The following is a 26,984-nucleotide window of genomic DNA, read 5'->3' on the forward strand; positions in this document are numbered from 1 at the left end:
GCATTTACTTAGAGTAGCCTTGCCTAAGTTGACCGTCTCCGGAGGGTGGCCGGTGGGAACAGGGGAACTGTCGGGGCGGGATGTCCTGTCGCGCTCGGTCGGAGGGCAGCGGCGGCGGGTCGCTCTCGGCGCGGCGCTCGGGAGCGTGCACCAGCTCGGGGAGGCCCTGGTCCCCGTGCTCATCGGTGTCGTCGTCGACCAGGCCGTGGCCGGCCGGGACGCCGGGCGGCTGGTGCTGTGGCTGGCGGTGCTGGCCGTTCTGTACGTGTGCCTGAGTTGGAGTTTCCGGCTGGGGGCGCGGGCCGGGGAGCGCGGGGCCGAGGAGGCCGCCCACGAGCTGCGGCTGGCCGTCGTGCGCCGGGTGCTCGACCCTCGGGGCGGAGCCGAGGCGGACCGGCTCTCCGGCGAGCTGGCCAACGTCGCCACCGAGGACGCCAAGCGTGTCGGGGCGGTCAACATGGCCCTGATGAGCGGGATTTCAGCCGTCGTCGGCATCACCGTGAGCGCCGTGGCGCTGCTGCTGACGTCCGTGCCGCTCGGTCTGATCGTGCTGCTGGGCACTCCCCTGCTGCTGTGGCTCGGGCATCTGCTGAGCAGGCCCCTGGAGCGGCGCAGCGAGGCCGAGCAGGACCGGGCCGCGGGCGCCGCCGGGGTCGCGGCCGATCTGGTGGCCGGACTGCGGGTGTTGAAGGGGCTGGGTGCGCAGCGGGCCGCGGTCGAGCGCTACCGCCGGACCAGCCAGGTGTCCCTCGCGGCCACCCTGCGCGCGGCGCGGGCCGAGTCCTGGCAGACCGGGCTCGTGCTGGCCCTCACCGGCGGGTTCATCGCGCTGATCGCCTGGGTGGGCGGACGGCTTGCGCTCGACGGCTCCCTCACCCTGGGCCAGTTGGTGTCCGCCGTCGGCCTGGCGCTGTTCCTCCTCGGGCCGTTGGAGACGTTCGCCTGGGTCAACGCCGAGCTGGCGCAGGGCCGTGCCTCCGCCGCCCGGATCGCCCAGGTGCTCTCCGCCGGGCCCGCCGTCACGGGCGGCCACGAGCCGGTTCCGGACGTGGTGCGCGGGGAGCTGAGGCTGCGCGGGGTGCGCCTCGGCGGCCTGGACGGCGTGGATCTCGACGTGCCCGCCGGGCGGCTGACCGGGATCGCGGTGACCGATCCGGCCTGCGCCGAGGCCCTGTTGAGCTGCCTGGGCCGGGAGAGCGACCCGGAGTCGGGCTCGGTCGAGCTGGACGGGGTGCCGCTGACCCGGCTGGACCCGGCCCGGCTGCGGGCCGCGGTACTGGTCGCCGCGCACGACGCCGCGCTGTTCGAGGGATCCCTCGCCGAGAACGTGGCCCCCGCGGACGCGGCCGACGACGTGCTGACGGCCCGCGCGACGGCCGCCGCCGACGCCGACGAAGTGGTCCGCTCGCTGCCGCACGGCGCGGCCACCGACGTCGGCGAGGGCGGGCGTTCCCTGTCCGGCGGGCAACGGCAGCGCGTCCTGCTGGCGCGGGCCCTGCGGGCCGGGCCCCCGGTCCTGGTCGTGCACGATCCGACGACCGCCGTGGACGCGGTCACCGAGGCCCGGATCGCCACGGGACTGCGGGAGTTCAGGCAGGGCCGTACGACGGTCGTGGTGACCAACAGCCCGGCGCTGCTCTCCGTCACCGACCGGGTGGTGCTGCTGGACGGCGGCCGGGTGCACGCCGAGGGCACCCACGCGGAGCTCGCCCGGACCCATGAGACCTACCGGACGGCGGTGCTGGCATGACGGACCCCACCACAGAGCCGGACAGCGCCGAGAGCCGTCTGCTGCCGACCGCCACACCCGCCCGCACCCGCGCGGCCGTCCGCGAACTCCTGCGCCCCGACCGGAAGCTGGCGGCCGCCGGCTTCGGCACCCTGGTGATCGCCACGGCCGTCGGACTGCTCACCCAGCCGCTGCTCGGGCACATCGTGGACGTGGTCACCGAGCACCGCTCCCCCGACGCGCTCACCTGGCCCGTCCTCGCGCTCGGCGGGGTCGCCGCGGTGCAGGGCGTCACCACCGCGCTGGGCATGTCCCTGGTGTCCCGGCTCGGCGAGACCGCGCTCGCCCGGCTGCGCGAACTCTTCGTGGAGCGCGCCCTGTCGCTGCCGCTGGAGCGGCTGGAGCGGGCGGGCTCCGGCGACCTCAACTCCCGGGTCACCCGGGATGTCTCACGGGTCGCCGACGCGGTCCGCACCGCCCTGCCCGAGCTGGCCCGCTCCGGGCTGTCGATCGTGCTGACCCTGGCCGCCCTCGCCCTGCTGGACTGGCGGTTCCTGCCGGCCGCGCTGCTCGCGGTGCCCGTGCAGGCCCACACCGCCCGCTGGTACGTGCGCAACGCCGTGCCCCTGTACGCGAAGGAGCGGATCGCCGCCGGGGCCCAGCAGCAGCAGTTGCTGGACAGCATCGGCGGGGCGCGGACGGTGCGGGCGTACCGGCTGCAGGAGGACCACACCCGCCGGGTCACCGAGCGGTCCCGGGCGGCGGTGGAGCTGACGATGCGCGGGGTGCGGCTGGTGCTGCGCTTCTACAGCAGGCTGCACATCGCCGAGTACGTGGGCCTCGCCGCCGTGCTGGTCACCGGGTTCCTCCTGGTGCGCTCCGGCTCCGCCTCGGTCGGTACGGCAACGGCCGCCGCGCTCTACTTCCACAGCCTCTTCGGGCCGGTCAACACCGCGCTGGTGCTCCTCGACGACGCCCAGTCGGCGACGGCGGGACTGGCCCGGCTGGTCGGGGTCGTCGACGAGCCGGCGCCCGCGGCCGACGAGCACACGGACGGCCGTACCACCGGTGGGGCGGGTGATCCGGCCGTGACGCTGACCGGGGTCTCGCACGCGTACGTGCCGGGCCGTCCGGTGCTGCGCGGCGTCGACCTGGAGGTACGGCCCAAGGAGCGGGTCGCCCTGGTCGGCACCACGGGTGCGGGCAAGACGACCCTGGCGCGGCTGGTGGCGGGACTGCACCGCCCGGAGGCCGGCCGGGTCGACATCGGCGGCGCCGAACCGGACGGCTCCGGCCGCCTGGTGGGCCTCGTCACCCAGGAGGTGCACGTCTTCGCCGGGCCGCTCGCCGCCGACCTGCGCCTCGCCCGCCCGGACGCGAGCGACGAGGAGCTGCGGGACGCGCTGGCCACGGTGGGCGCCCTCGGCTGGGCCGAGGCCCTGCCGGAGGCGCTGGACACGGTCGTCGGCGAGGGCGGTCACCGGCTCACCGCCGACCAGGCCCAGCAACTCGCCCTGGCCCGGCTGCTGCTGGCCGATCCGCCGGTCGTCGTGCTCGACGAGGCGACCGCCGAGGCGGGCAGCTCCGGCGCCCGGCTGCTCGACCAGGCCGCCGAGCAGGCGCTGCGCGGCCGTACCGCGCTGGTCGTGGCGCACCGCCTCAGCCAGGCCGCCGCGGCCGACCGGGTGGTCGTGCTGAGCGACGGCCGGGTGGTGGAGGAGGGCACGCACGGCGAACTCCTCGCCGCCCGGGGCCGGTACGCCGCCCTGTGGCAGGCCTGGTCGGACCACCGCTCCCCCGCCGCTCCCCACTGACTCCCCTCCCCCTCCCCCCCCAAAAAAAAGAAGAAGCCAAGCCGCCCCCCGCCGGACCCATCGCCAAGAACAGAAGGATCAGCCGATGCCCCGCGTCACCAGAGTGTCCAGGCTCACCGGCCTGCTCGCCTCCGTACTCCTGCTCACGGCGACGGCGGTCGCCTGCGGCTCCTCCGACTCCGGCGACGGCTCCGGCTCGTCCTCGTCCTCGTCCTCGTCCTCGTCCTCGTCCTCGTCCTCGTCCTCGTCCTCGTCCGCGGCGAACGGCTCGTCCGCCGGCGCGTTCCCCGTGACGATCGCCCACAAGTTCGGCAGTACGACCGTCAAGTCCGAACCCGAGCGGATCGTGACCGTCGGCCTCACCGACCAGGACGCCGTCCTCGCCCTCGGCAAGGTGCCGGTCGGCACGACCGAGTGGCTCGGCGGCTACAAGGGCGCGATCGGCCCCTGGGCCCAGGACAAGCTGGGCAGTTCACCGGCGCCCACCGTGCTCAAGGACACCGGCACCGGCCCCCAGGTGGAGAAGATCGCCGCGCTCAGGCCGGACCTCATCCTCGCCGTGTACTCGGGGCTGACCAAGGCCCAGTACGAGAGCCTGTCGAAGTTCGCGCCGGTCGTGGCGCAGCCGAAGCAGTACAACGACTACGGCGTGCCGTGGCAGCAGCAGACCGAGGAGATCGGGCAGGCGCTCGGCAAGGCGGACGAGGCCAAGACGCTGGTCTCGGGTGTCGAGGCCAAGTTCGCGGCGGCCAAGAAGGCGCATCCCGAGTTCGCGGGAGCGACGGCGGTCATGGCGACGCCGTACGAGGGCACGTTCGTGTACGGCAGCGAGGACCCGCGGTCCCGGCTCCTGTCCGACCTCGGCTTCGCGCTGCCGAAGGACCTCGACAAGGTGATCGGGGACCAGTTCGGCGCCAACATCAGCAAGGAGCGCTTCGACCTGCTCGACCAGGACGTGGACGTCTGGATCGTGCCGGACACCGCCTCGGCGGTCACCAAGCTGCACGGCGACAAGGTCTACGCGGACCTGAACGTGGTGAAGCAGGGCCGGGAGGTCTTCGTCAAGGAGACCAGCGACTACGGCAACGCGGTGTCCCTGTCGACCGTGCTGAGCATCCCCTACGTCCTGGACCGCCTGGTGCCGCAGCTGGCGGCGGCGGTGGACGGCAAGACGTCGACGAAGGTGGAACAGCCGGCGTCCTGAGCGCAAGAAGAAGGGGGCGGTCCGGTACCAGACCGGACCGCCCCCCTCCGTGTGCCGTCAGGAGCCGTCGACCAGGCTCTTGGGCCGCATGTCCGTCCAGTGCGTCTCGATGTGGTCCAGGCACTCCTGCCGGGCCGCCGGGCCGTGGACGACGGTCCAGCCGGCCGGTACCTCCACGAAGTCGGGCCACAGGCTGTACTGGCCCTCGTCGTTGACGAGGACGGAGTAGACGCCTTCGGGGTTCTCGAACGGGTTGCTCATGTCAGCGGGTCCTAGCCTCTCCGGTCTGATGAACGTTCTGGGTGGGGTCAGGTCAGGTCAGTTCGTCGGCGCGGCGCACCACCGCCTCCAGCGCCCGGAACCAGGTCTCGGCCAGCTCCCGTACCGCCTCCTCGGTGAGCAGTCCGGCCGCGTACGCCCAGTGGGCGCTGAGTTCCGGCCCCTCGGGGCGGTCCTCGGTGAGGGCGTTGAGGGTGAGCACGTGCGACATCGGCATGCCGGCGTCGGCGTCGAGGTCGGCGGCGTCCTCCTCGGCGGCGTAGGACCAGTCGGCTGCGGCGGGGCGTTCGAACCGGCCCATGTAGTTGAACTCGATCTGTGGTTCGGCGAGTTCGGCGAGGAGCGGACCGGTGGCCGGGTTGAGCCGGCGCAGCAGGCCGTGGCCGATGCCGGCCGTCGGGAGGGCGCTGAGGTGGTCGCGGATCAGGGCCACGGCCGCGTCCAGCGCCGGACCGCCGGTCAGGGCGTCGGGCCCGGACGCACCGGGGTCGAGCCGTACCGGGACGACGCTGGTGAACCAGCCGACCGTGCGGGACAGGTCGGCGTCGCCCGCGAGTTCCTCCTCGCGGCCGTGCCCCTCCAGGTCGACCAGGACCGGTCCGCCTGCGCGCTCCGCACCCAGGGTCCGGGCCCGCCAGTCGCCGACGGCGAGGGCGAACGCGGTGAGCAGCACGTCGTTCACACTCGCTCCGAAGGCGGCCGGGACCCGGCTCAGCAGGGGGCCGGTGACGGCGGCCGGCAGGGAGAGGGACAGGTGGCGGGTGGTGGCGACGGTGTCCTGTGCCGGGTCGAGCGGGCGGGCCAGGGGCAGGTCCGCGCCCGCGGCGAGGGCGGAGGTCCACCAGGGCAGCTCGTCCTCGGCGGCCGGTTCGCCCGCCCGGGTGCCGAGCAGCCGGGACCAGCGGGCGAACGACAGCTCCACGGAGGCCAGTTCGGGGGTACGGCCGCCGCGGACGGCCGCCCAGGCGGTGGCCAGGTCGGGCAGCAGCACGCGCCAGGAGACGCCGTCGACCACCAGGTGGTGGACGAGGAGCAGCAGCCGTCCGGGCCGGTCGGGACCGGCGTCGAACCAGACCGCCCGCACCATCGCCCCGGCCTCGGCGTCGAGCCCCGCCAACGCCCTCGGGGCATGGCGGGCGATGGCGTCTCGCAGCGCGCTCTCGTCCGCGGCCGCCTCGCGTACGTCGACCCGGGCGAGCCACGTCCGTACGTCGGTGCCGCCCGCCGCCGGTACCGACAGCGCGGCCTCCGGGGTGCGGACCAGCCGGGCCCGGAGCATGTCGTGCCGTGCGGCGAGGGCGCCGAGCACGGCGAGCAGGCCGGGTTCGGTGAGGTCCGCCGGGGTGCGCAGCAGGGCCGCCTGGTGGTACGCGGCGATGGGGCCGCCGCGGTCGAGCAGGGCGCGCATGATCGGGGTGAGCGGGACGGTGCCGGTGCCGTCGTCGTGCGCGGCCTGCCGGTCGCCGGCGCCCAGCGGGACGGCGACGGCGGCCAGGGCGGCGACCGTGCGGTGCTGGAGGACCTGGCGCGGGGTGACCCGCAGGCCGCCCGAGCGGGCGCGGGCGACGAGTTGCATGGCGACGATGCTGTCCCCGCCGAAGGCGAAGAAGTCGTCGTCCGTGCCGACCGCCTCGGCGGGCAGGCCGAGGGCGTCCGCGAACAGGTCGCGCAGCACGCGCTCGGTGTCGTTCTCCGGCGCCCGGCCACCGCCCGGCGCCGCGAAGTCCGGGGCGGGCAGGGCGGCCCGGTCGAGCTTGCCGTTGGAGAGCAGCGGCAGCCGCTCCAGGACGACCACGGCGGCCGGGACCATGTAGTCGGGAAGGCGGGCGGCGACATGGGCGCGCAGCTCGGCGCCGGCCGTGCTGCCGGAGACCGCGTAGGCGATCAGCTGCCGTACGCCGGGCCGGTGTTCGCGGGTCACGACGACGCTCCGCGCGACCGCCGGGTGGCTGTCCAACGCGGCCTCGATCTCGGCGGGTTCGACCCGGTAGCCGCGGATCTTCACCTGGTCGTCGGTGCGGCCGGCGAACTCCAGGAACCCGTCCTCGGTCCAGCGGGCCAGGTCGCCGGTGCGGTACATCCGCTCCCCCGGCATCCCGAAGGGGTCGGCGACGAAGCGTTCGGCGGTGAGGCCGGGCCGGCCGAGGTAGCCGCGGGCCAGGCCGGGCCCGGACAGGTACAGCTCGCCGGTGACGCCCGGCGGGACCGGGCGCAGGGCGGTGTCCAGGACGTAGGCACGGGAGTGGTGGACGGGGCGGCCGACGACCGGCCGGGCGCTGTCGCCGACCCGGCCGACCAGGGCGTCGACGGTGGCCTCGGTGGGGCCGTACAGGTTGACCGCGGCGGTGTCCCGGAGCGCGGCGAGCCGCTGCCACAGGGCGTCGGGTACGGCCTCGCCGCCGAAGCCGACCACCGCGAGCGGGCAGTCCCCGCCGGGCCCGATCAGGCCGCTGTCGGCCATCCGGGCGAGCAGGGACGGGGTGACCTCGACGAAGTCGATGCCCCGGTCGCGGATGAACGCGGCGAGGAGTTCGGGGTCGCGGCGGGTGTCGTCGTCGGCGATGTGCAGGGCGTGTCCGTCGAGGAGCCAGAGCTGTGGCTGCCAGGAGGCGTCGAAGGAGAAGGACCAGGCGTGCCCGACCCGCAGGTGCCGCCGTCCGGTGCGCGCCTTGGCCGGGTCGTGCAGGTCGTGGCGGTGGCTGTGGAAGAGGTTGGCGACTCCGCGCTGGGTGACGACGACGCCCTTGGGGCGGCCGGTGGAGCCGGAGGTGTAGATGACGTAGGCGGGGTGGTCGGGGCCGGGGGCGACGGGTTCGGCCTGCGGCAGGCCGTCCGCCGGGGTGTCGAGGAGCAGGACGGGCGTGCCGGTGGCGGGCAGGTCCCCGGCGGTCTCGGCGGTGGCCAGGACGAGCACCGGGCGGGCGTCGGCCAGCATGCCGGTGAGGCGGGCCGCGGGCAGGTCGGGGTCGAGGGGCAGATAGGCGGCGCCGGCCTTCATCACGGCGAGGATCGCGGCGATGTGGTCGGCGGTGCGGGGCAGGGCGAGTGCCACGATCCGCTCGGGCCCGGCGCCGTGCCCGGCCAGGGTGCGCGCCAACTCGGTGCTGCGGGCGTCGAGTTCGGCGAAGGTCCAGGTGGTACGGCCGTCGGTGACGGCGACCGCGTCCGGGGTGGTGGCGGCCTGGGCGGCGAACAGCGCCGGTACCGTGCCCGGGCGCTCGGCGGCCGGGAGGGCGTTGTCGTTCCAGGTCTCCAGGACGGTGTACCGGTCGGCGGAGCCGAGCAGGTCCTGTCGGCCGACGGGGCGCCCCGGGTCGGCGGCCATGCCGGTCAGCAGGCCGGTCAGGGCGTCCGCGATCCGCCGTACGGTGGCCGCCTCGAACAGGTCGGGGCGGAACTCGGCGGTCACCCGCAGCCGTTCGGCGGGCTCGACCGCCCAGGCCAGCGGGTAGTGGGTGGAGTCCGCGTGCTCGCGGACCGTGACGCGCGGTGCGGCACCCGTCTTCTCGCCCGCCCCCTGGTCCGGCTCCGCCACCGGGTAGGACTCGAACACCACGAGTGTGTCGAAGAGTTCACCGAGTCCGGCGGTGCGCTGGATGTCGGCGAGGCCGAGGTGCTGGTGGGCGATGAGCCGGGACTGCTCGTCCTGGAGCCGCTCCAGGAGGGCGGCCGTGCTCTCCTCGGGGCGGATCCGCACCCGGACCGGGACCGTGTTGATGAACAGGCCGATCATCGTCTCGGATCCGTCGAGTTCGGGCGAGCGGCCCGCGACGGTGGCGCCGAACACCACGTCGTCGCGTCCGGTGAGCCGGCCGAGCAGCACGCCCCAGGCCGCCTGGACGAGGGTGTTGACGGTGACGCCCGCGCGCCGGGCGAACGCCTCCAGCTCCGCCGTGCGGCCGGCGTCCAGCTCCACGGTGTGGGTGTGCGGGACGGCGGCGGCCCGGTCGGGGTCGGCGGGCGCGAGCCGGGTGGGTTCGGCGAGGCCGGTGAGCGCCTCGGTCCAGGCGGCGGCGGAGGCGGCCGGGTCCTGGGCGGCCAGCAGTCGCAGGTGCTCCCGGTAGGGGGCGGGCGGGGCCGGGGTGCGGCCCTCGTAGCGCGCCCACAGCTCGGCGGCGAGCAGCGGCAGCGACCAGCCGTCGAGGAGCAGGTGCTGGTGCGAGAGGACGAGGCGGTGCCGGTCCGGGCCGGTGCGGGCCAGCAACAGGCGCAGCAGCGGCGGGCGTTCGGGGTCGAAGCGGCGCCGCTCCTGTCCGAGCAGCCGGGTCCAGGCCTGCTCGTCGCCACCGGTGAGATCGAGCAGCCGCCAGGGCAGCACGGCGGTGCGCGGTACGACGGCCACCGCACGGCCGGAGGACAGGTACCGGAAGCCGCTGCGCAGGTTCTCGTGGGCGTCGAGCAGGTCCTGTGCGGCGGCGCGCAGGCGGTCGGCGTCGACGCGGCCTTCGAGTTCGTAGGAGATCTGGACGGTGTAGACGTCCGGTCCCTCGTCGCCGGAGTCCAGGGCCGCGTGGAAGAGCAGTCCGGCCTGGAGCGGGGAGAGGGGCAGCACGTCGGTGCCGGCGGGCAGGGCGGCGACCTCGGCGCGTTCGGCGTCGGTGAGGTCGAGGAGGACGGTTTCCCCGGCCCGGTCCCCGGACGTGGCGGTCGTGGTGACGGCGGCCAGTCCCGCCACCGACTTGTGCCGGAACACGTCGCGCGGGCTGAACGCCAGCCCGGCGGCGCGGGCCCGGGCGGCCAGTTGCATGGCGACGATGCTGTCCCCGCCGAGGGCGAAGAAGTCGTCGTCCACACCGACCCGTTCGAGGCCGAGCACGTCGGCGACGAGGGCGCCGAGGGTCTCCTCCAGCGGGGTGCGCGGCCGGGTGCCGGTCACCTCGGCGGCGAAGTCCGGGGCGGGCAGGGCCCGGCGGTCGAGCTTGCCGTTCGGGGTGAGCGGGAGGGCGTCGAGGGTGACCAGGGCGGCCGGGACCATGTACGCGGGCAGGGCGGCCGCGGCGTGGGCGCGCAGGGCGGCGGAGTCGAGCGTCGCCGGCCCTGCGGCTCCCGGGGCCGGGACGGCCGCTTCGGGGGCCGGGACGACGTAGGCCACGAGCCGGTCGTCGCGGACGACGACGGTGGCGTGCGCGACGGACGGATGGGCGGCGAGCACGGTCTCGATCTCGCCGGGCTCGATCCGGAAGCCGCGCAGCTTGACCTGGTCGTCGGTGCGGCCGAGGTACTCCAGCTCGCCGTCGGCCGTCCAGCGGGCCAGGTCGCCGGTGCGGTACATGCGCTCGCCGGGCGCGCCGAACGGGTCGGCGACGAACCGTTCGGCGGTCAGGGCGGGGCGGCCGAGGTAGCCGCGGGCCAGCTGCACGCCCGTCAGGTACAGCTCGCCCGCGACACCGGGCGGGACGGGGCGCAGGCCCGCGTCGAGGACGTAGGTGCGGGTGTTCCACACCGGGCGCCCGATCGGCACGGCGACCGGGTCGGCCGGCACCTCGTGGGCGGTGACGTCGACGGAGGCCTCCGTCGGGCCGTAGAGGTTGTGCAGCCGGGTGTCCGGCAGGACGTCACGGAACCGGGCGGCCAGGGGCGCGGGCAGGGCCTCGCCGCTGCACATCACCTGGCGGAGGCCGGTGCAGTCGGCGGCGGTGGGCTCGTCGAGGAAGGCGCGCAGCATGGACGGCACGAAGTGGGCGGTGGTGACGCGCTCGCGCCGGATCAGGCCGGCCAGGTAGGCCGGGTCCTGATGCCCCTCGGGCCGGGCGACGACCAGCGTGGCGCCGGTGATCAGCGGCCAGAAGAACTCCCACACCGACACGTCGAAGCCGGCCGGCGTCTTCTGCAGCACCCGGTCGTCGGCGCCGAGGCGGTAGGTGTCCTGCATCCACAGCAGGCGGTTGACGATGCCCGCGTGCGGGACGACGACACCCTTGGGACGGCCGGTGGAGCCCGAGGTGTAGATGACGTAGGCCGGGTGCCGGGGGTCGTAGGAGGTGGGCAGCGGGGCGTCGGCCGGGTGCTCCGGGGTGCCGTCGGCGGTCACCGTGAGGCGGGGCACGCCGGTGTCCGGGACGGCCGCGCCCTCCCCCGTGACCAGGCAGGCCGGGTGGGCGTCGGTGAGCGTGTACGCGAGCCGCTCGGCCGGGTGGCCGGGGTCGAGGGGCAGGTAGGCGGCGCCCGCGCGGTGCACGGCGAGCAGGGTCACCACGAGGGCGAGCGAGCGCGGCAGGGCGACGGCGACGGTCGTCTCGGCGCGGGCGCCGTGCGCGGCGAGGGTGTGGGCCAGCCGTTCGACGCGCCGGTCGAGTTCGGCGTAGGTGAGCCGGGTGTCCTCGAGGACGACGGCCGTGGCGGCGGGCGTCCGGGCCGCCTGGGCGCGGAACAGCTCGGGGAGGGTGAGGTGCGGGACGGGCCGGGCGGTGTCGTTCCAGCCGGTGAGGACGAGGGCGCGTTCGTCCTCGCGCAGCACGTCGAGGGTGCCGACGCGGCGGCCGGGGTCGGCGGCGACCTGGGCCAGCAGGGACTCCAGGCGGCGGGCGAGGAGTCCGGCGGTCCGCTCGTCGAAGAGGTCGGCGCTGTACTCGATCCAGCCGTCGATGTGCTCGCCCTGCTCGACGAAGTCGAAGCTGAGGTCGAACTTGGCGCCGTCCTGCCCGACGGTCTCCCGGCGGGCGGTCAGGCCGGGCAGCTCGGGACCGCCGCCCTGTCCCGCGAGGTGGACGACCATCACCTGGAACAACGGGTGCCGGGCGAGGGAGCGTTCGGGGTTGAGGGCCTCCACCAGCCGTTCGAAGGGGAGGTCCTGGTGCTCGTAGGCGGCCAGGTCGGTGTCCCGGACCCGGGCGAGCAGGTCGGCGAAGGTGGGGTCGCCGGACAGGTCGGTGCGCAGGACCAGCGAGTTGACGAAGAACCCGACCAGGTCTTCGAGGGCCTCGTCGGACCGTCCGGACACCGGGGCGCCGAGCGGGATGTCGTCCCCGGCGCCGAGCCGGTGCAGCAGCGCGGCCACCGCGGCCTGGGCCACCATGAACATGCTGACGCCGTGGGCGCGGGCCAGCCCGCGCAGGGCGCCGGCCAGGGCGGGCGGCACGGTGAAGCCGGTGGTGCCGCCGCGCCCGCTGGGCTCGGCGGGGCGCGGCCGGTCGGCGGGCAGGTTCAGCTCGGCGGGCAGCCCGCGCAGGGCCTCGGTCCAGTGGTCGAGCAGGTCTGTCTCGGTCGCGGCCAGCAGGTCGCGCTGCCAGAGCGTGTAGTCGGCGTAACCCGCGGGAAGCGGCGTCCAGTCGGGGGCCAGGCCCGCGGTGCGGGCCGCGTAGGCGGTGGAAAGGCCGGCGAGCAACGGCCGGTCGGACCACTCGTCGGTGGCGATGTGGTGCAGCAGGAGCAGCAGGACGTGCTCGTCGGGGCCGGTCTCGAACAGGGTGGCGCGGAGCGGGAGTTCGCGCTCCAGGTCGAAGACGTGCGCGGCCCGGTCGGCGAGCGCGTCGAACGGGGCCGTCTCCAGCGGGACTCGGACATCCTCCAGGATCCGCTGGTACGGCACCCCGTCGACCGCCGGGAAGACGGTCCGCAGCGGAGTGTGCCGGGCGGCCACGTCGTTCAGGGCGGCCTGGAGGGCGTCCCGGTCGAGTGGGCCGGTCAGCCGCCAGGCCGAGGGGAGGTTGTAGGCCGTGCTCGCGCCGTCGACCTGCGCGAGCAGCCACAGCCTGCGCTGCGCGGAGGACAGCGGCAGCCGTTCGGGACGCGGGCGCGGAGCGGCGAGCGCGGGACGGGCCGCGCTGCCGGAGGTGCCGGTGCGGGCGGCGAGCAGGGCCACCGTCGGTGCCTCGAAGACGGCGCGGACCGTCAGTTCGGTGCCGAGCGCGGTGCGGACGCGGGCGGCCAGGCGCATGGCGAGCAGCGAGTGCCCGCCCAGCGCGAAGAAGTCGTCGTCCACGCCGACCCGTTCGCGGCCCAGGACGTCGGCGAACAGGGCGGCGAGGATCTCCTCGCGCGGGGTGCGCGGCGGGTTCCCGTCTCCCGTGCCCGCGGTGAGCTCGGGGGCGGGCAGGGCCTTGCGGTCGAGCTTGCCGTTCGGGGTGAGCGGCAGCGTGCCGAGGGTGACGTAGGCGGCCGGCACCATGTGGGCGGGGAGCACGGCGGCGGCGTGGGCGCGCAGGGCGGTCGCGTCCACCACCGGGCCCGCGGCGGGGACGACGTAGGCGACGAGCGCCTGGCCGTGCACGGCGACCGTGGCGTGGGCGACGGCCGGATGGGCGGCGAGCACCGTCTCGACCTCGCCGGGCTCGACGCGGAAGCCGCGCACCTTCACCTGGTCGTCGGTGCGGCCGAGGTACTCGACCGTGCCCTCCGCGGTCCAGCGGGCGAGGTCCCCGGTGCGGTACATCCGGCTGCCGGCCGGACCGTACGGGTCGGCCACGAACCGCTCGGCGGTCAGGCCGACCCGGTTCAGGTAGCCCCGGGCCAGCTGGACGCCCGCCAGGTACAGCTCGCCCGGGACGCCGGGCGGCACCGGGCGCAGGCCCGCGTCGAGGACGTACAGGCGGGTGTTCCACACCGGGCGGCCGATGGGGACGGCGGTGGCGCCGGGGCCGATCTCGATCGCGGTGACGTCGACGGACGCCTCGGTGGGGCCGTAGAGGTTGTGCAGCCCGGAGTCCAGCACCTCGTGGAAGCGGCGGGTGAGGGCGGCCGGGAGGGCCTCGCCGCTGCACAGCACGCGGCGCAGGCCGGTGCAGCCGGCGGCCGTCGGCTCCTCCAGGAAGAGCTGGAGCATCGAGGGCACGAAGTGGACGGTGGTGACGTCCTGTTCGCGGATGAGCGCGGCCAGGTAGACGGGGTCGCGGTGGCCCTCGGGCCGGGCGACGACCAGCGTGGCGCCGGTGATCAGCGGCCAGAAGAACTCCCACACCGACACGTCGAAGCCGGCCGGCGTCTTCTGCAGCACCCGGTCGTCGGCGCCGAGGCGGTAGGTGTCCTGCATCCACAGCAGGCGGTTGACGATGCCCGCGTGCGGGACGACGACACCCTTGGGACGGCCGGTGGAGCCCGAGGTGTAGATGACGTAGGCCGGGTGCCGGGGGTCGTAGGACGTCGGGAGCGGCGCCTGCGGGCCGGTGGGCAGGGCGTCACGGATCACGTACACCGGGCGGGCGTCCTCGGCCATGAGGGCGAGCCGGTCGGCCGGGTGGTCCGGGTCCAGCGGCAGGTAGGCGGCACCGGCGCGGTGCGTGGCGAGGAGGGCCACGACGAGGTCGACCGAGCGCGGCAGGGCGACGGCGACGGTCCGCTCCGGGCCCGCGCCGAGACCGGCCAGGACCCGGGCGGTGTGCTCGACCCGTGCGTCCAGCTCGGCGTAGGTGAGCCGCTGCTCCTCAAAGACAAGGGCGGTGGCGTCGGGGGTGCGGGCGGCCTGGGCGCGGAACAGCTCGGGGAGGGTGAGCTCCGGGACGGGACGGGCGGTGTCGTTCCAGCCGGTGAGGAGACGGTACCGCTCGTCCTCGTGCAGGAGGTCGAGGTCCCTGAGCGGGGCGTCGGGAGCGGCGGCGGCGTGCGCGAGGAGCCGGGCCGCGCGGTCGGCCAGGGCTTCGGCCGTGCCGTGGTCGAAGAGGTCGGTGGCGTACTCCAGGAGCAGGACCACGCGGTCGGACTCGTCGACGTAGGTGAAGTGCAGGTCGAACTTGGCCATGCCGGTGTCCATGTCGAACCACTCGGTGGCCAGGCCCAGCACGTCGGGGTCGCCGTCGGGCCGGTGGTGGTAGCCGAGCATGACCTGGAAGAGCGGGTTGCGGCCGGCCACCCGGGGCGGGTTGAGGGCCTCCACCACCCGGTCGAAGGGCAGGTCCTGGTACTCGAAGGCGGACAGTGACGACTCCCGGACCCGGCCGAGGAGTTCACGGAACGTGAGTCCGTCGCCGGTGAGGTCGGTGCGCAGCACCAGGGTGTTGACGAAGAAGCCCACCAGGTCGCCGAGGGCCTCGTCGGTGCGGCCCGCGACGGGCGCGCCGAGGGGGATGTCGTCGCCCGCGCCGATCCGCTGCAGCAGGGCGGCGGTGGCGGCCTGGAACAGCATGAACATGCTGGTGCCGGTGGCCGTCGTGAGGTCGCGCAGGGCGCGAACGGTGGCGGCCGGCACCTCCAGGCGGACCTTGCCGCCGCGGCCGGTCGGCTCGGCGGGGCGCGGCCGGTCGGCGGGCAGCGTCAGCTCGTCGGGCAGGCCGCGCAGGGCATCGCGCCAGTGGTCGAGCTGGATCTCCCCGTCGGCGGCGAGCAGCTCCCGCTGCCACAGGGTGTAGTCGGCGTATTGCACGGGCAGCGGCGCCCGGTCCGGGGCCGTACCCGCGCGGCGGGCCGCGTAGGCGGCGTCGAGGTCGGCGAGGAACGGCCGGTCGGACCACTCGTCGGTGGCGATGTGGTGCAGGACGACCGCCACCACGTGATCCTCGTCGGCCAGCCGGAACACCTCGCAGCGCACCGGGAGTTCGGCCGTGAGGTCGAAGGGGCGGCGCTGGGCCGCCTCGATCAGCGCGGGCAGCGCCTCCTCGGCGGCGTCGGCGACGGTCAGGGCGGGGTGCGCCTCCGCGGCGGGGACGATCCGCTGGTACGGCTCGCCGTCGTGCGCCGGGAACACGGTGCGCAGCGCCTCGTGGCGGGCGACGACGTCCCGCAGGGCGGTGCGCAGGGCCTCGGTGTCGAGGTCGCCGCGCAGCCGGAAGACCAGCGGGAAGTTGTAGGCGACGCCGCTGCCGGTGATCTGCTCGACGAGCAGCAGCCGGCGCTGCGCGGGGGACAGCGGGATCCGGGCGGGCCGGTCGGTGACCGGGGTGACGGGCGGCCGGGCGGGGCTCGCCGCGCCGACCCGGGCGGCGAGCCGGGCCGGGGTGGGGGCCTCGAAGAGGTCGCGGATGGCGAGTTCGGCGCCGAGTTCGGTGCGGGCACGGCTGACCAGCCGGGTGGCGAGCAGCGAGTGGCCGCCCAGGTCGAAGAAGTCGTCCTCCGCACCGGCCGCGGGCAGCCCGAGCACCTCCGCGAACAGGCGGCAGAGCACCTCCTCCTGCGGGGTGCGGGGGCCGCGGCCGCCGCCGAGGGCGACGGCGGGCTCGGCCTCGGGCAGGGCGCGCACGTCGAGCTTGCCGTTGGCGTTCATGGGCAGGCCGTCGACGGTGACGAAGGCGGCCGGGACCATGTACTCGGGCAGCTCCCGGCCGAGGTCCTCGCGCAGCCGCCGGACCAGGGCGCCGGTCTCGCGGGCGGCGGTGGGGTCGTTGGCGTAGGGGGCGGTACCGCCGCCGGGGCGGAACAGGCCGCCGGTGAGACGGTGTTCGGCGCCCAGGAACACGGCGTCGTAGGTTCCGGCCCCCGGCGACCAGGTGGTGAGGACCCGGTGCCCGGCGTCGGCACCGAGCGCGTGCAGGGTCTCCGGGTCGACGCCGTCCTCGCGGATGCGGCCGTCGGGGATGCCGGTGACGCGCAGGGCGGCGGGCTGCCCGGTACGCGGGCGTCCGCCCACGCGGGCGATCAGCTCCCCCGCGTCGCGCAGGAGTTGTCCGACGGCGCCGGACGTCAGGCCGCCGCGCGCCAGTTCGCCCACCGTGTGGGCCGCGCTCCACTCGACCGTCGGCGCGTCGTCGAGGCGGACGTCGGGCTCACCGGCGTACAGGACGACGTCGTAGCGGTGCCGGGTGAGCTCGTTGTGGTGGCGGCCGCGCCTGGTGCGCAGGTCGACGCCGTAACCAAGGGTGGTGAAGTAGTCGGGGTCTACCAGGAGTTCCTTCTCCAGGCGCAGCCCGCGCTCCACCGCCCGCTCCAGGCCGGCCTCCGCCGTCCCCCGGGCGCGCTGGATCTCGGTGTGGAAGGTGCGGGCCAGCCGCAGGTTGCGGACGTCGCCGACGAACAGGGCGCCGCCGGGCGCGAGCAGTTCCATGGCGCCGTCGATGACGGCGGTGAGGTACTCGATGCTCGGGAAGTACTGGATGACGGAGTTGATGACGATCGTGTCGAAGTGCCCTGCGGGCAGGCCGCTGAGATCGTCGGCGGGCCGGCAGCGGAGTACCACCCGGGAGGCCAGCTCGGGGTCCCGGTCCCGCAGTTCCGCGCCGATCTTGCGGATGACCGGGGCGGCGAAGTCGGTCGCCCAGTACTCCGCCGCGTCCGGGGCGAGCCGGGACAGCAACAGGCCGGATCCGACGCCGATTTCGAGGATGCGGCGCGGGTTCAGGGCGCGGATGCGGGCGACGGTGGCCTCGCGCCACTCGTGCATCTGCTCGAAGGGGATGGGCCGGCCGTCGTAGGAGCTGTCCCAGCCGTCGTACTGCTCGGTGAAGACGGCGGTGCCGATCTCCTCGTACTCGTCGGAGTAGATCTCCTGCCACTCCCCCACCTGCGCGGCCTCGGCGGCGGTGCGGTCGGCGGGGTCGGCGCCGGAGGGCACGACGTAGCCGACGAGGCGTTCGTCGCGGACCACGACGGCGGCCTGGGAGACCAGCGGGTGGCGGCTGAGGACGGTCTCGATCTCGCCGGGTTCGACGCGGTAGCCGCGGATCTTGACCTGGTCGTCGGTGCGGCCGAGGAAGTCGAGGTTGCCTCCCCCGGCCTCCGGCCGGGGGGACCCCCAGGGGCCGCGGCGCATCAGGTCGCCGGTGCGGTACATGCGCTCGCCGGGCGCGCCGAACGGGTCGGCGACGAACCGCTCGGCGGTCAGGCCGGGCCGGTCGAGGTAACCGCGGGCCAGGCCGATGCCCGCGATGTACAGCTCGCCGGGGACGCCGTCGGGCACCGGGCGCAGCCACGCGTCCAGGAGGTGGGCGCGGGTGCCGCGGATGGGCTTGCCGACGGTGGGCGTGTCGGAGTCGAGGGTGCCGCCGCCGAGGGTGTTGATGGTGTACTCGGTCGGCCCGTACAGGTTGTAGCCGTAGGTGCCCTCGGTGTCGCGCAGCGCCGCCCACACCGTCTCCGGGACCGCCTCGCCGCCGAGCAGCACCAGCGGCGGGACGTGGCCCTCCAGCAGGCCCTGCTCGATCAGCAGCCTGGCGTAGGTGGGCGTGACGTTGACGACGTCGATGCGGTGCTCTTCGCAGTAGGCGACCAGGGCCTCCGCGTCGCGCCGCAACTCCTCGTCGCAGACGTGCACTTCGTGGCCCTCGACCAGCCAGAGGAGCTCCTCCCACGACATGTCGAAGGCGAAGGACACGGTGTGCGCGATCCGCAGCCGCCGGCCGCCCGCCGCGGCGATGGCGGGTTCGAAGATCTCCTTCTGGTGGTTGAGCTGCATGTTCGTCAGTCCCCGGTACGGCGTGACGACGCCCTTGGGGCGGCCGGTGGAACCGGAGGTGTAGATGACGTAGGCGGGGTGTTCGAGGCTGAAGCGGCGCCGGACGGGGGTGTCCGGCAGATCGGCCAGCTCGTCCTGGACGGCCGGGTCGTCGAGCAGGACGCGCGGCAGGTCGGCACCGTCGAGGGTCGCGGAGACGGCGCTCGTGGAGAGCAGGAGCAGCGGGCGGGCGTCGGCCAGCATCAGGGAGAGCCGGTCGGCCGGGTGGTCCAGCTCCAGGGGCAGGTACGCGGCGCCGGTGCGCAGGACGGCGAAGAGCGCGACCACCATGTCGAGGGAGCGGCCCAGGCCGAGCGCGATCACGCGTTCGGGACCGGCGCCGCGCTCGATGAGCAGCCGGGCCGTCCGGTTGACGGCCGCGTCCAGTTCGGCGTACGTCAGCGCGCGCTCGCCGAGGACGAGGGCGCGGGCGTCCGGGGTGCGGGCGGCCTGGGCGGCCAGCAGGTCGGCGATGGTCTTCTCCGGGACCTCGACCCGGCCGGCGGCCCGCTCCTCGCGCAACGCCGCGTGCTCGGCGGGCAGCAGCGGGTCGAGTGAGCCCACGGGTGCGGTGAGGTCCGCGGTGAGCCGGTCGACGAGGAGGGTGAAGCGGTCGAGCAGGGCGCGGGCGCGGTCGGCCGGGACCTGGTCGGGCCGGTGGGTGAGGGTGACCGCGATCCGCTGCCCGGGGGTGACGACGAGGTTGGCCGGGTAGTGGGTGGCGTCGACGTTGGCGACGGCGGTGGCGCCGTGCCGGGTGCGCAGCTCTTCCAGCCGGTCCTCGGTGTCGTTGTTGCGCAGCACGAACAGCGTGTCGAACAGCTTGCGGTGCCCGGTCTCGGCCTGGAGCACGCCGAGGCTGAGGTGCTCGTACGGCATCAGGTCGAGGCGTTCGCCCTGGATGCGGCGGAGCAGGTCGAGGACCGGCTCGGCGGGGTCGAAGGCGATCCGGGTGGGGACGGTGTTGAGGAAGAGGCCGATGATGTTCTCGACGTCGTGGACCTCGCTGGGCCGGCCGGCGACCGTGGTGCCGAACACGACGTCGGTGCGGCCGGTGGCGGAGGCGAGGGTGAGGCCCCAGGCCGCGTTGAGCAGGGTGTTCAGGGTGAGGCCGTGGACGCGGCCGGTCTCCCGCAGCCGGTCGCCGAGTTCGGCGGTGAGGCGTACGTCGAGCTGGTCGGGGATGACCGGTTCGAGCCCGTCGGCGGCGGTCGGGGCCAGCAGGGTGGGCTCCTCCAGGCCGGCCAGCGCGGTCCGCCAGGCGGCGGTGGCGGTCGTGTCGTCCTGCCGGCCCAGCCAGGTCAGGTAGTCCCGGTAGCTGCCGGGGACGGGCAGCGCGGAGGCGTCGCCGCCGGTCTCGTACAGAGCGAACAGCTCGTCGAGGAAGAGCCACGCCGACCAGCCGTCCCAGAGGATCAGGTGGCGGCCGATGACGAGCCGGTCGCCGCGCTCGGCACCGAGGCGCAGCAGGAGCAGCCGGAACAGCGGGGGCACGGACAGGTCGAAACGGCGGTTGCGCTCGGCTTCCGTCGACTCCCGCACTCGCGCGTCCTGTTCGGCGGCCGGAAGGTGGGAGAGGTCGACCTCGTCGAGCGGGATCTCCGGGGCCTCGACGATGAACTGCACCGGCTGGTCGAGGCCCAAGCTGGTGAAGCCCGCGCGCAGGCCCGGGTTGCGGTCCAGGAGCGCGCGGGCGGCGGCGCGCAGCCGGGCCGCGTTCAGGCCGGTGGCGAAGTCGAAGGTCTCGTGGACGGTGTAGACGTCCAACGCGCCCTGGTCGTAGGCCGAGTGGAAGAACAGGCCCTCCTGGAGCGGGGCCAGTGGCCAGACCTCGGAGACGGCGGCCGGGGCGGCGAGGGCGCGGATCCGGGCGTGTTCGGCGTCGGTGAGGGTGACGGCGGCAGCGGGGGTGGGCTCTTCACGCGTGACGGTGCAGGCGGTGGCGGCGAGGGCGGCGGGGGTCCGGTGGGTGAACACGTCACGGGGGCCGAGGTCCAGGCCGGCCGCGCGGGCCCGGCCGGCGACGCCGATGGAGCTGATGCTGTCGCCGCCGAGCCGGAAGAAGTCGTCGTCCGGGCCGACGTCGGCGAGGCCGAGGACGGCCGCGAAGATCTCGGTGAGCCGCCGCTCCAGGGGTCCGGCGGGCTCGCGGCGGGCGGCGCGTTCGGCCTCGGGGGCGGGCAGCGCGGCCTGGTCCAGCTTGCCACTGGGGGTGAGCGGGAGGTCGGCGAGGACGAGGTACGCCTCCGGGACCAGGGGCGCGGGCAGCGCCCCGGCGAGGGCGGTACGCAGTTCGGCGGGGTCGGCCACGGCGCCGGCCGCCGGGACCGCGTAGGCGACCAGGCGCTGGTCGCGGACGACCACGGCCCCGCGCGCCACCGCCGGATGCCGGGTCAACGCGGCCTCGATCTCGCCGAGTTCGATCCGGTTGCCGCGCAGCTTGACCTGCCGGTCGGTGCGGCCGAGGTAGTCGAGGGTGCCGTCCGTACGACGGCGCACCAGGTCACCGGTGCGGTACATGCGGGCGCCGGGCGCGGCCGCGTACGGGTCCGCCACGAAGCGGTCGGCGGTGAGCGCGGGGCGCCGGTGGTAGCCGCGGGCCAGCTGGACGCCGGTCAGGTACAGCTCGCCGGGCACCCCGTCGGGCACCGGGCGCAGGCAGGAGTCCAGCACCCGCAGGCCGGTGTTCCAGACGGGCCGCCCGATGGGCACGGTGGTGCCGGGCGCCCCGTCGTAGGCGTGGTGGGTCACGTCGACGGCTGCCTCGGTGGGGCCGTACAGGTTGTGCAGCGGTACGCCGGTCAGGCCGCGCCAGCGCCGGGCCGCCGTACCGGAGAGGGCCTCGCCGCTGCTGAAGACGCGGCGCAGGCTGCCCGCCCACGCGGGATCCGCGGTGACCTCGTCGGCGGCGAGGAACGCGTCCAGCATCGACGGCACGAAGTGCGTCGTCGTGACGCCCTCGGCCCGGATCAGCCGGGCCAGGTAGGCGGGGTCGCGGTGCCCGTCGGGCGTGGCGAGCACGACCGCGGCGCCCTCGTGCAGCGCCCAGAAGAACTCCCAGACGCTGACGTCGAAACTGGCCGGGGTCTTCTGCAGCACCCGGTCGTCGGCGGCGAGTCCGTACGCGCCCTGCATCCAGGCGAGCCGGTTGCCGATGGCGCGGTGGGTGACGACGACGCCCTTGGGGCGGCCGGTGGAGCCGGAGGTGTAGATGAGGTAGGCGGGGTGGTCGGGGGTGAGGGGCGTGGACCGCGGTACGTCCTGCGGCTCCTCGTCCTCCTCGTCCTCCTCGACGTACAGGATCTCCAGCCCGGCCGTGTCCGGCAGCCGTACGGCGTCCCGTGCCGTGCTGACGACGGTCCGGGCGCCGGAGTCGGCGAGCATGTACGCGATGCGGTCGGCCGGGTAGTCGAGGTCGACCGGCAGGTAGGCGGCGCCCGCCTTGAGCACCCCGAGCAGGGCGACCATCAGCTCGGCCGAGCGGGGCACGGCGACGGCGACGAACCGCTCGGGCCCGGCGCCGCGGGCGCGCAGCCGGCGGGCCAGCCGCTCGGCACGGGCGTCGAGTTCGGCGTAGGTGAGGGCGGTGCCCTCGTACACGACGGCGGTGGCGTCGGGGGTGCGGGCGGTCTGCGCGGCGATGGCGGCGGGCAGCGTGGTCGCGGGTACGGCGCGCCGCTCGCCCTCGAGGTGTACGTGCTCGCCGTCGACGAGCAGGTCCAGGGCGGCCACCGGGCGTGCGGTGTCCTCGGCGAGGGCGTCCAGGACCCGGGTGAGCCGGTCGGCGAGCAGCCGCACCGCCTCGCCGGAGATCCGGTTCAGGTGGTGCTTGAGGCGCAGGTCGAGCCTGCGGCCGGGCTTGACGATCAGGGCCAGCGGATAGTGCACGGCGTCGTGGAAGGCGTGCCCGGTCAGCCGGACCGTGCCGGTGGGGTCGGCGAGGCCGGGTTCGGCGGGGTAGTTCTCGAACACCACCAGGGTGTCGAAGAGTTCACCGTCGCCCGCGTGCCCGGCGGCCCGCTGGATCTCGGCGAGGCCGAGGTGCTGGTGGTCCAGCAGGGCGCTCTGCTCCTGCTGGAGGCGTTCCAGGACGGCGCCGAGGGTGTCGGCGGGGGCCCAGGTCAGCCGGGTGGGCAGGGTGTTGATGAAGAGGCCGGCCATCGACTCGATGCCGGGCACGGCGGCGTCGCGGCCGGAGACGGTGGTGCCGAAGACCACGTCCTGGCGGCCGGTCAGCCCGGCGAGGAGCAGGCCCCAGGCGGCCTGCACGACCGTGCCGAGGGTGACGCCGTGTTCGCGGGCGCGGGCGGTGAGCCGGGCGGTGGTGCGCTCGGGCAGCTCGACGCGGAGCTGGGCGGGTTCGATCGGCCCGGCGGCGGCGGTCCCGACCAGGCGGGTGGGCTCGTCGAACCCGGCGAGGGCGGTGCGCCAGGCGTTCCGGGCGGTCTCGCGGTCGGCGCGCGCGACGTGGGCCAGGTAGCCGCGGTACGGGGCGACTTCGGCCGGTGGCGTGGGCGTATCGCCGTAGAAGGAGAGGAGTTCGCGGTGCAGGACCGGCAGGGACCAGCCGTCGGCGACGATGTGATGGAAGGTCAGGACCAGGCGGCTGCGGTCCTCGGTGAGGCGGACCAGGGCGCAGCGCAGCAGCGGCGGGTGGGCGAGGTCGAAGCGGCCGGCGCGTTCGTCGGCGGCGACGGCCTCGGCGAGGCCGGTACGGATCGCGGGGTCCTGGGCGGACAGGTCGACCTCGCGCCACGGCACGTCGAGGCCGGTGACGACGAGCTGGGCGGGGCGGCCGTCCGGGAGCTGGCGGAAGCAGGCGCGCAGCGGGGCGTGCCGGTCGAGGAGCCGCTGGGCGGCCTGGCGGAGGAGGCCGCCGTCGACGGGTCCGGCGAGTTCGATCACCTGCTGGACGACGTAGGCGTCGTGTTCGGCGCCGTCCACGAGGGCGTGGAAGAAGAAGCCCTCCTGGAGCGGGCCGAGCGGCAGGACCTCGGCGACCGCGAGCGGGGCGTCGCCCTGGAGCGCGGCGAGTTCGCCGGCGGTCGGCGAGGCCCAGGGGACGTCGGCCGGGTCCTCGCCGGCGTCGGCGGTGCGGGCGACGCCGGCGAGCCGGTCGACCGTGCGGTGCCGGAAGACGTCGCGCGGGGTCAGCTCCAGACCGGCCCGGCGGGCCAGGACGAGCAGCTGGATGGCGACGATGCTGTCCCCGCCGAGCGCGAAGAAGTCGTCGTCGACGGTGACCGAGGGCACCCGCAGGGCACGTGCGTACAGGTCGCACAGCAGGCGCTCGCGTTCGGTGCGCGGGGGGCGGCCCGAGCTGAGCAGGCCGTGGTCCGGGACCGGCAGGGCGGCGGAGTCGAGCTTGCCGCTGGGGGTGACCGGGAGCCGGTCCAGCGGGACGAGGGCGGCCGGGACCATGTACTCGGGCAGGAACTCTGCGGCGTGCGCGCGCAGTTGGGCCATCAGCGCGGTGACGTTGCGGAACGGCGCCGGGCGGTTGGCGTGCGCGTGGGGCCCGCCGGGGACGTACAGCGGGCCGAGCGGGGTGTCGTCGCCGCGCGCGAACACCGCGTCGAGGCTGCCGTCCTCGGCGTCCGCGGTCCAGGTGAGCGCGGCCCGGTAGCCGTGCCGGGCGGCGGTCTCGTACAGGGTCTCCGGGTCGACGCCTGCGCTGCCGGTGCGGCTACTGTCGTCGAGGGCGCCGAGTGCGGCCAGGTCGGGGGCGAGGCGGGCGTTGGGGATGCCGGTGACGCGGAGGCGGGCGGGGCGGTCCGGGGCGGCGAGCCGCTCGGCGAGGGCGTCCGTGGTGCCGAGCGCGGACCAGGGCACCGGGGCCGAGGCGTCCGGGGCCGGTGCGGTGCCGGGGCGCAGCACGACGTCGTACCGGTAGCGGGTCAGCTCGTTGTGGTGGGCGCCGCGCTTGACGCGCACGTCGGCGGTGAAGCCGTCCAGGGTCGCGAAGTAGTCGGGGTCGAGGAGGAGTTCGCCCTCCCAGGCCACGGCCCGGTCGACGGCGGCGCGCAAGGCCTCCTTGTCCTCCCGGTGGCCGCGGCCCGACTCGATGGCTGTGGCCAGCGTCCGCAGCAGCCGCAGGTTGCGGACGTCGCCGACGAACAGCGCGCCGCCGGGAGCGAGCAGCCGGGCGGCCGAGCGCAGGACGCCGGTGAGGTAGTCGGCGCCCGGGAAGTACTGGATGACGGAGTTGACGACGATCGTGTCGAAGTGGCCCTCGGGGAGCCCGTGCGGATCGTGTGCGGGCCGGGCGTGCAGGGTGACCCGGCCGGCCAGCTCCGGTACGGCCTCGACCTGGGCGCGCAGGGCGCGGACCGCTTCCTCGGAGAGGTCGGTGCCGACGTACTCGGCGCAGTCGGGGGCGATCCGGGAGAGCAGCAGGCCGCTGCCGACGCCGATCTCCAGGACGCGGCGGGGCCGCAGTTCGCGGATCCGGGCGACGGTCGCGTCCCGCCACTCGCGCAGGTCGGCGAGCGGGATGGGCAGGCCGTCGTACATGCTGTTCCAGCCCGCGAAGTTCTCCTCGAAGCCGTCGGATCCGGCGGCGGAGTACAGGAGTTCGTGCAGGTCCTTCCAGTCGGACACGGCCTCGTCGGCCTCGGCGGTGCCGTCCGGGGAGTCCAGGGCGGGCACGACGTAGGCGGCGAGGCGGCGGTCGCCGGGGCGGTCCTCGCGGACCACGACGGCGGCCTGGTCGACGGCCGGGTGGGCGCGCAGCACCGACTCGATCTCGCCGGGCTCGATGCGGAAGCCGCGGATCTTGATCTGGCTGTCGGCGCGGCCGTGGAACTCCAGGCGCCCGTCGGACTTCCAGCGGACCAGGTCGCCGGTGCGGTACAGCCGTTCGCCGGGTGCGCCGAACGGGTCGGCGACGAACCGCTCGGCGGTCAGCGCGGGGCGCCCGAGGTAGCCGCGGGCGAGTCCGGCGCCGCCGAGGTACAACTCCCCCACCACACCGGCCGGTACGGGTCGCAGCCGGTCGTCGAGGACGTAGGCGCGGGTGCCCGGGTCCGGGACGCCGATGGGCACGATGGTGCCGGCCGGGGTGTCCGGGTCGCAGAGGCCGAGGGTGGAGTTGGTGGTGGCCTCGGTGGGCCCGTACGCGTTGAACATCACCCGGCCGCGCGCGTAGCGGCCGACCAGCTCCGGCGAGACCCGCTCGGTGCCGGCCAGCAGGGTGGCGGCGGGCGGGAGTCGCACGTCGTCCGGCATGGCGGCGAGGAGAGCGGGCGGCAGGATCATGAAGGTGATGCCGTGCTCGTTCGCGTAGTCGGCGAGGGGCGCGCCGGGCACCCGGCGGTCGGCGGGCACGACGACCAGCCGGCCGCCGGAGAGCAGGCCGAGGCACAGGTCCCAGAAGGCCACGTCGAAGCTGGGCGAGGCGAACTGCAGGACCCTGCTGTGCGGGCCGATCCCGAACCGCTCGCGCTGGGTGGCCACGAGCCCCGCGACTCCGGCGTGCGAGAGCACCACGCCCTTGGGGCGGCCGGTGGAGCCGGAGGTGTAGATGACGTAGGCGGCGTGCGTGACCGTCAACGCGTCGGCGGTGGCGGGGTCGTGGGCCGGGTGGCCGGCCAGCTCGGCGACGGTCTCCGGGGCGTCGAGGACCAGCGTCGCCGGGCCCGGCGGCAGGTCGGGGACCGTGCCGGCGGTGGTGACGAGGCAGACCGGGCGGGCGTCGTCGAGCATGTACGCGATGCGGTCGGCCGGGTAGTCGGTGTCGACGGGGAGGTAGGCCGCGCCCGTCTTCAGTACGGCGACCTGCGCGACGATCATGTCCGCGGAGCGGGGTACGGCGAGCGCCACGACCTGCTCGGGACCGGCGCCCCGGGCGACCAGGGCGTGTGCCAGCCGGGCGGCGCGGGCGTCGAGTTCGGCGTAGGTGAGGCGGACGTCCTCGTGGACGAGGGCCACTGCGCCGGGGCGGGCGGCGACCTGGTCGGCGAACATGCGCGGCCAGGTGAGCGCGGGCACGTCGTGCGCGGTGTCGTTCCAGTCGGCCAGGATCCGCCGCCGCTCGTCGACGCCGAGGAGTCCGAGATCGGCGACGGGGATTCCGGGCCGGTCCAGGGCGTCGGCGAGGAGCGTGGCGTAGTGGCCGAGGATCCGGTCGACAGTGGCGGGTTGGAAGAGGTCGGCGGCGTAGTCCGCGCGCAACGCCGTGCCGCTCAGGGACAGCGCCAGGTCCAGCGGGCCGCCCTCGTCCCAGGGCGCGGGGCCGAAGCCGACGGCGGACACCAGGCTGCCGCCGCGGCCGGGTTCGGGCGCGAGCAGCCGGAGCAGCTCGGCGGTGGGCAGCCGGTGGGCGGCGGCCTGCGCGCGGGCGCTCGTGACGTGGTCGCGCAACTCGGCGAACGTCATGGCGCCGTTCACCACCAGCCGCAGCGGCAGGCCGTCGTGAGCGACCGTCAGGTCCTGGCCGGTGCCGCCGCCGTAGCGGTGCAGCAGGGCGGCGAAGGCGGCGAGCAGGCTGGATTCGTCGGCCGTCACGCCGAGTTCGGCCGTGCGGACCTCTCGCGGCCGCGGTTCCCGCGGGCGCGCCGGGTGCGGGAAGTCGAACGGCAGTGAGGTCTCCGGTGCCGGTGCGGCGAACCGTTCCCGCCAGTACTTCTCCGTGGATGCCGTCCGCGCCGTCGAAGCCGAAGCCGA

General features: G+C 75.2%; 5 protein-coding genes. 3 read left to right on the plus strand and 2 right to left on the minus strand.

Annotation, left to right across the window (positions count from 1 at the left end; translation table 11 throughout):
* The first annotated feature begins 52 nt into the window (after positions 1–52).
* From ACFY6U_RS05110 to ACFY6U_RS05120, 3 genes are all read left to right on the plus strand, one after another.
* On the plus strand, positions 53–1,750 hold the full coding sequence (locus tag ACFY6U_RS05110) for an ABC transporter ATP-binding protein (protein ID WP_390035120.1): 1,698 nt from the start codon (positions 53–55) through the stop codon (positions 1,748–1,750).
* A complete protein-coding gene (locus ACFY6U_RS05115; protein ID WP_390035121.1) occupies positions 1,747–3,543 on the plus strand; it encodes an ABC transporter ATP-binding protein in 1,797 nt (598 codons plus the stop codon). The genes ACFY6U_RS05110 and ACFY6U_RS05115 overlap by 4 nt, the downstream gene beginning before the upstream one ends.
* An 85-nt stretch (positions 3,544–3,628) precedes the next feature.
* A complete protein-coding gene (locus tag ACFY6U_RS05120) occupies positions 3,629–4,747 on the plus strand; it encodes an iron-siderophore ABC transporter substrate-binding protein (RefSeq protein ID WP_390035122.1) in 1,119 nt (372 codons plus the stop codon).
* A gap of 57 nt (positions 4,748–4,804) precedes the next feature.
* On the opposite strand, the gene ACFY6U_RS05125 is transcribed toward ACFY6U_RS05120, so the two are convergent.
* Both ACFY6U_RS05125 and ACFY6U_RS05130 read right to left on the minus strand, forming a co-directional pair.
* Complete coding sequence (locus tag ACFY6U_RS05125) at positions 4,805–5,008, minus strand: MbtH family protein (RefSeq protein ID WP_390035123.1); 204 nt, start codon at positions 5,006–5,008, stop codon at positions 4,805–4,807.
* A 52-nt stretch (positions 5,009–5,060) separates the two neighbouring features.
* Complete coding sequence (locus tag ACFY6U_RS05130) at positions 5,061–26,900, minus strand: non-ribosomal peptide synthase/polyketide synthase (RefSeq protein ID WP_390035207.1); 21,840 nt, start codon at positions 26,898–26,900, stop codon at positions 5,061–5,063.
* Positions 26,901–26,984: the final 84 nt, after the last annotated feature.

The organism is Streptomyces sp. NPDC013157, from assembly GCF_042899865.1.
Lineage (GTDB): Bacteria > Actinomycetota > Actinomycetes > Streptomycetales > Streptomycetaceae > Streptomyces.

Bases quoted from the DNA above. Each gene is read 5' to 3' on its own strand.
- ACFY6U_RS05115 (WP_390035121.1), top strand. From the start codon at position 1,747: ATGACGGACCCCACCACAGAGCCGGACAGCGCCGAGAGCCGTCTGCTG.
- ACFY6U_RS05120 (WP_390035122.1), top strand. From the start codon at position 3,629: ATGCCCCGCGTCACCAGAGTGTCCAGGCTCACCGGCCTGCTCGCCTCC.
- ACFY6U_RS05125 (WP_390035123.1), bottom strand. From the start codon at position 5,008: ATGAGCAACCCGTTCGAGAACCCCGAAGGCGTCTACTCCGTCCTCGTC.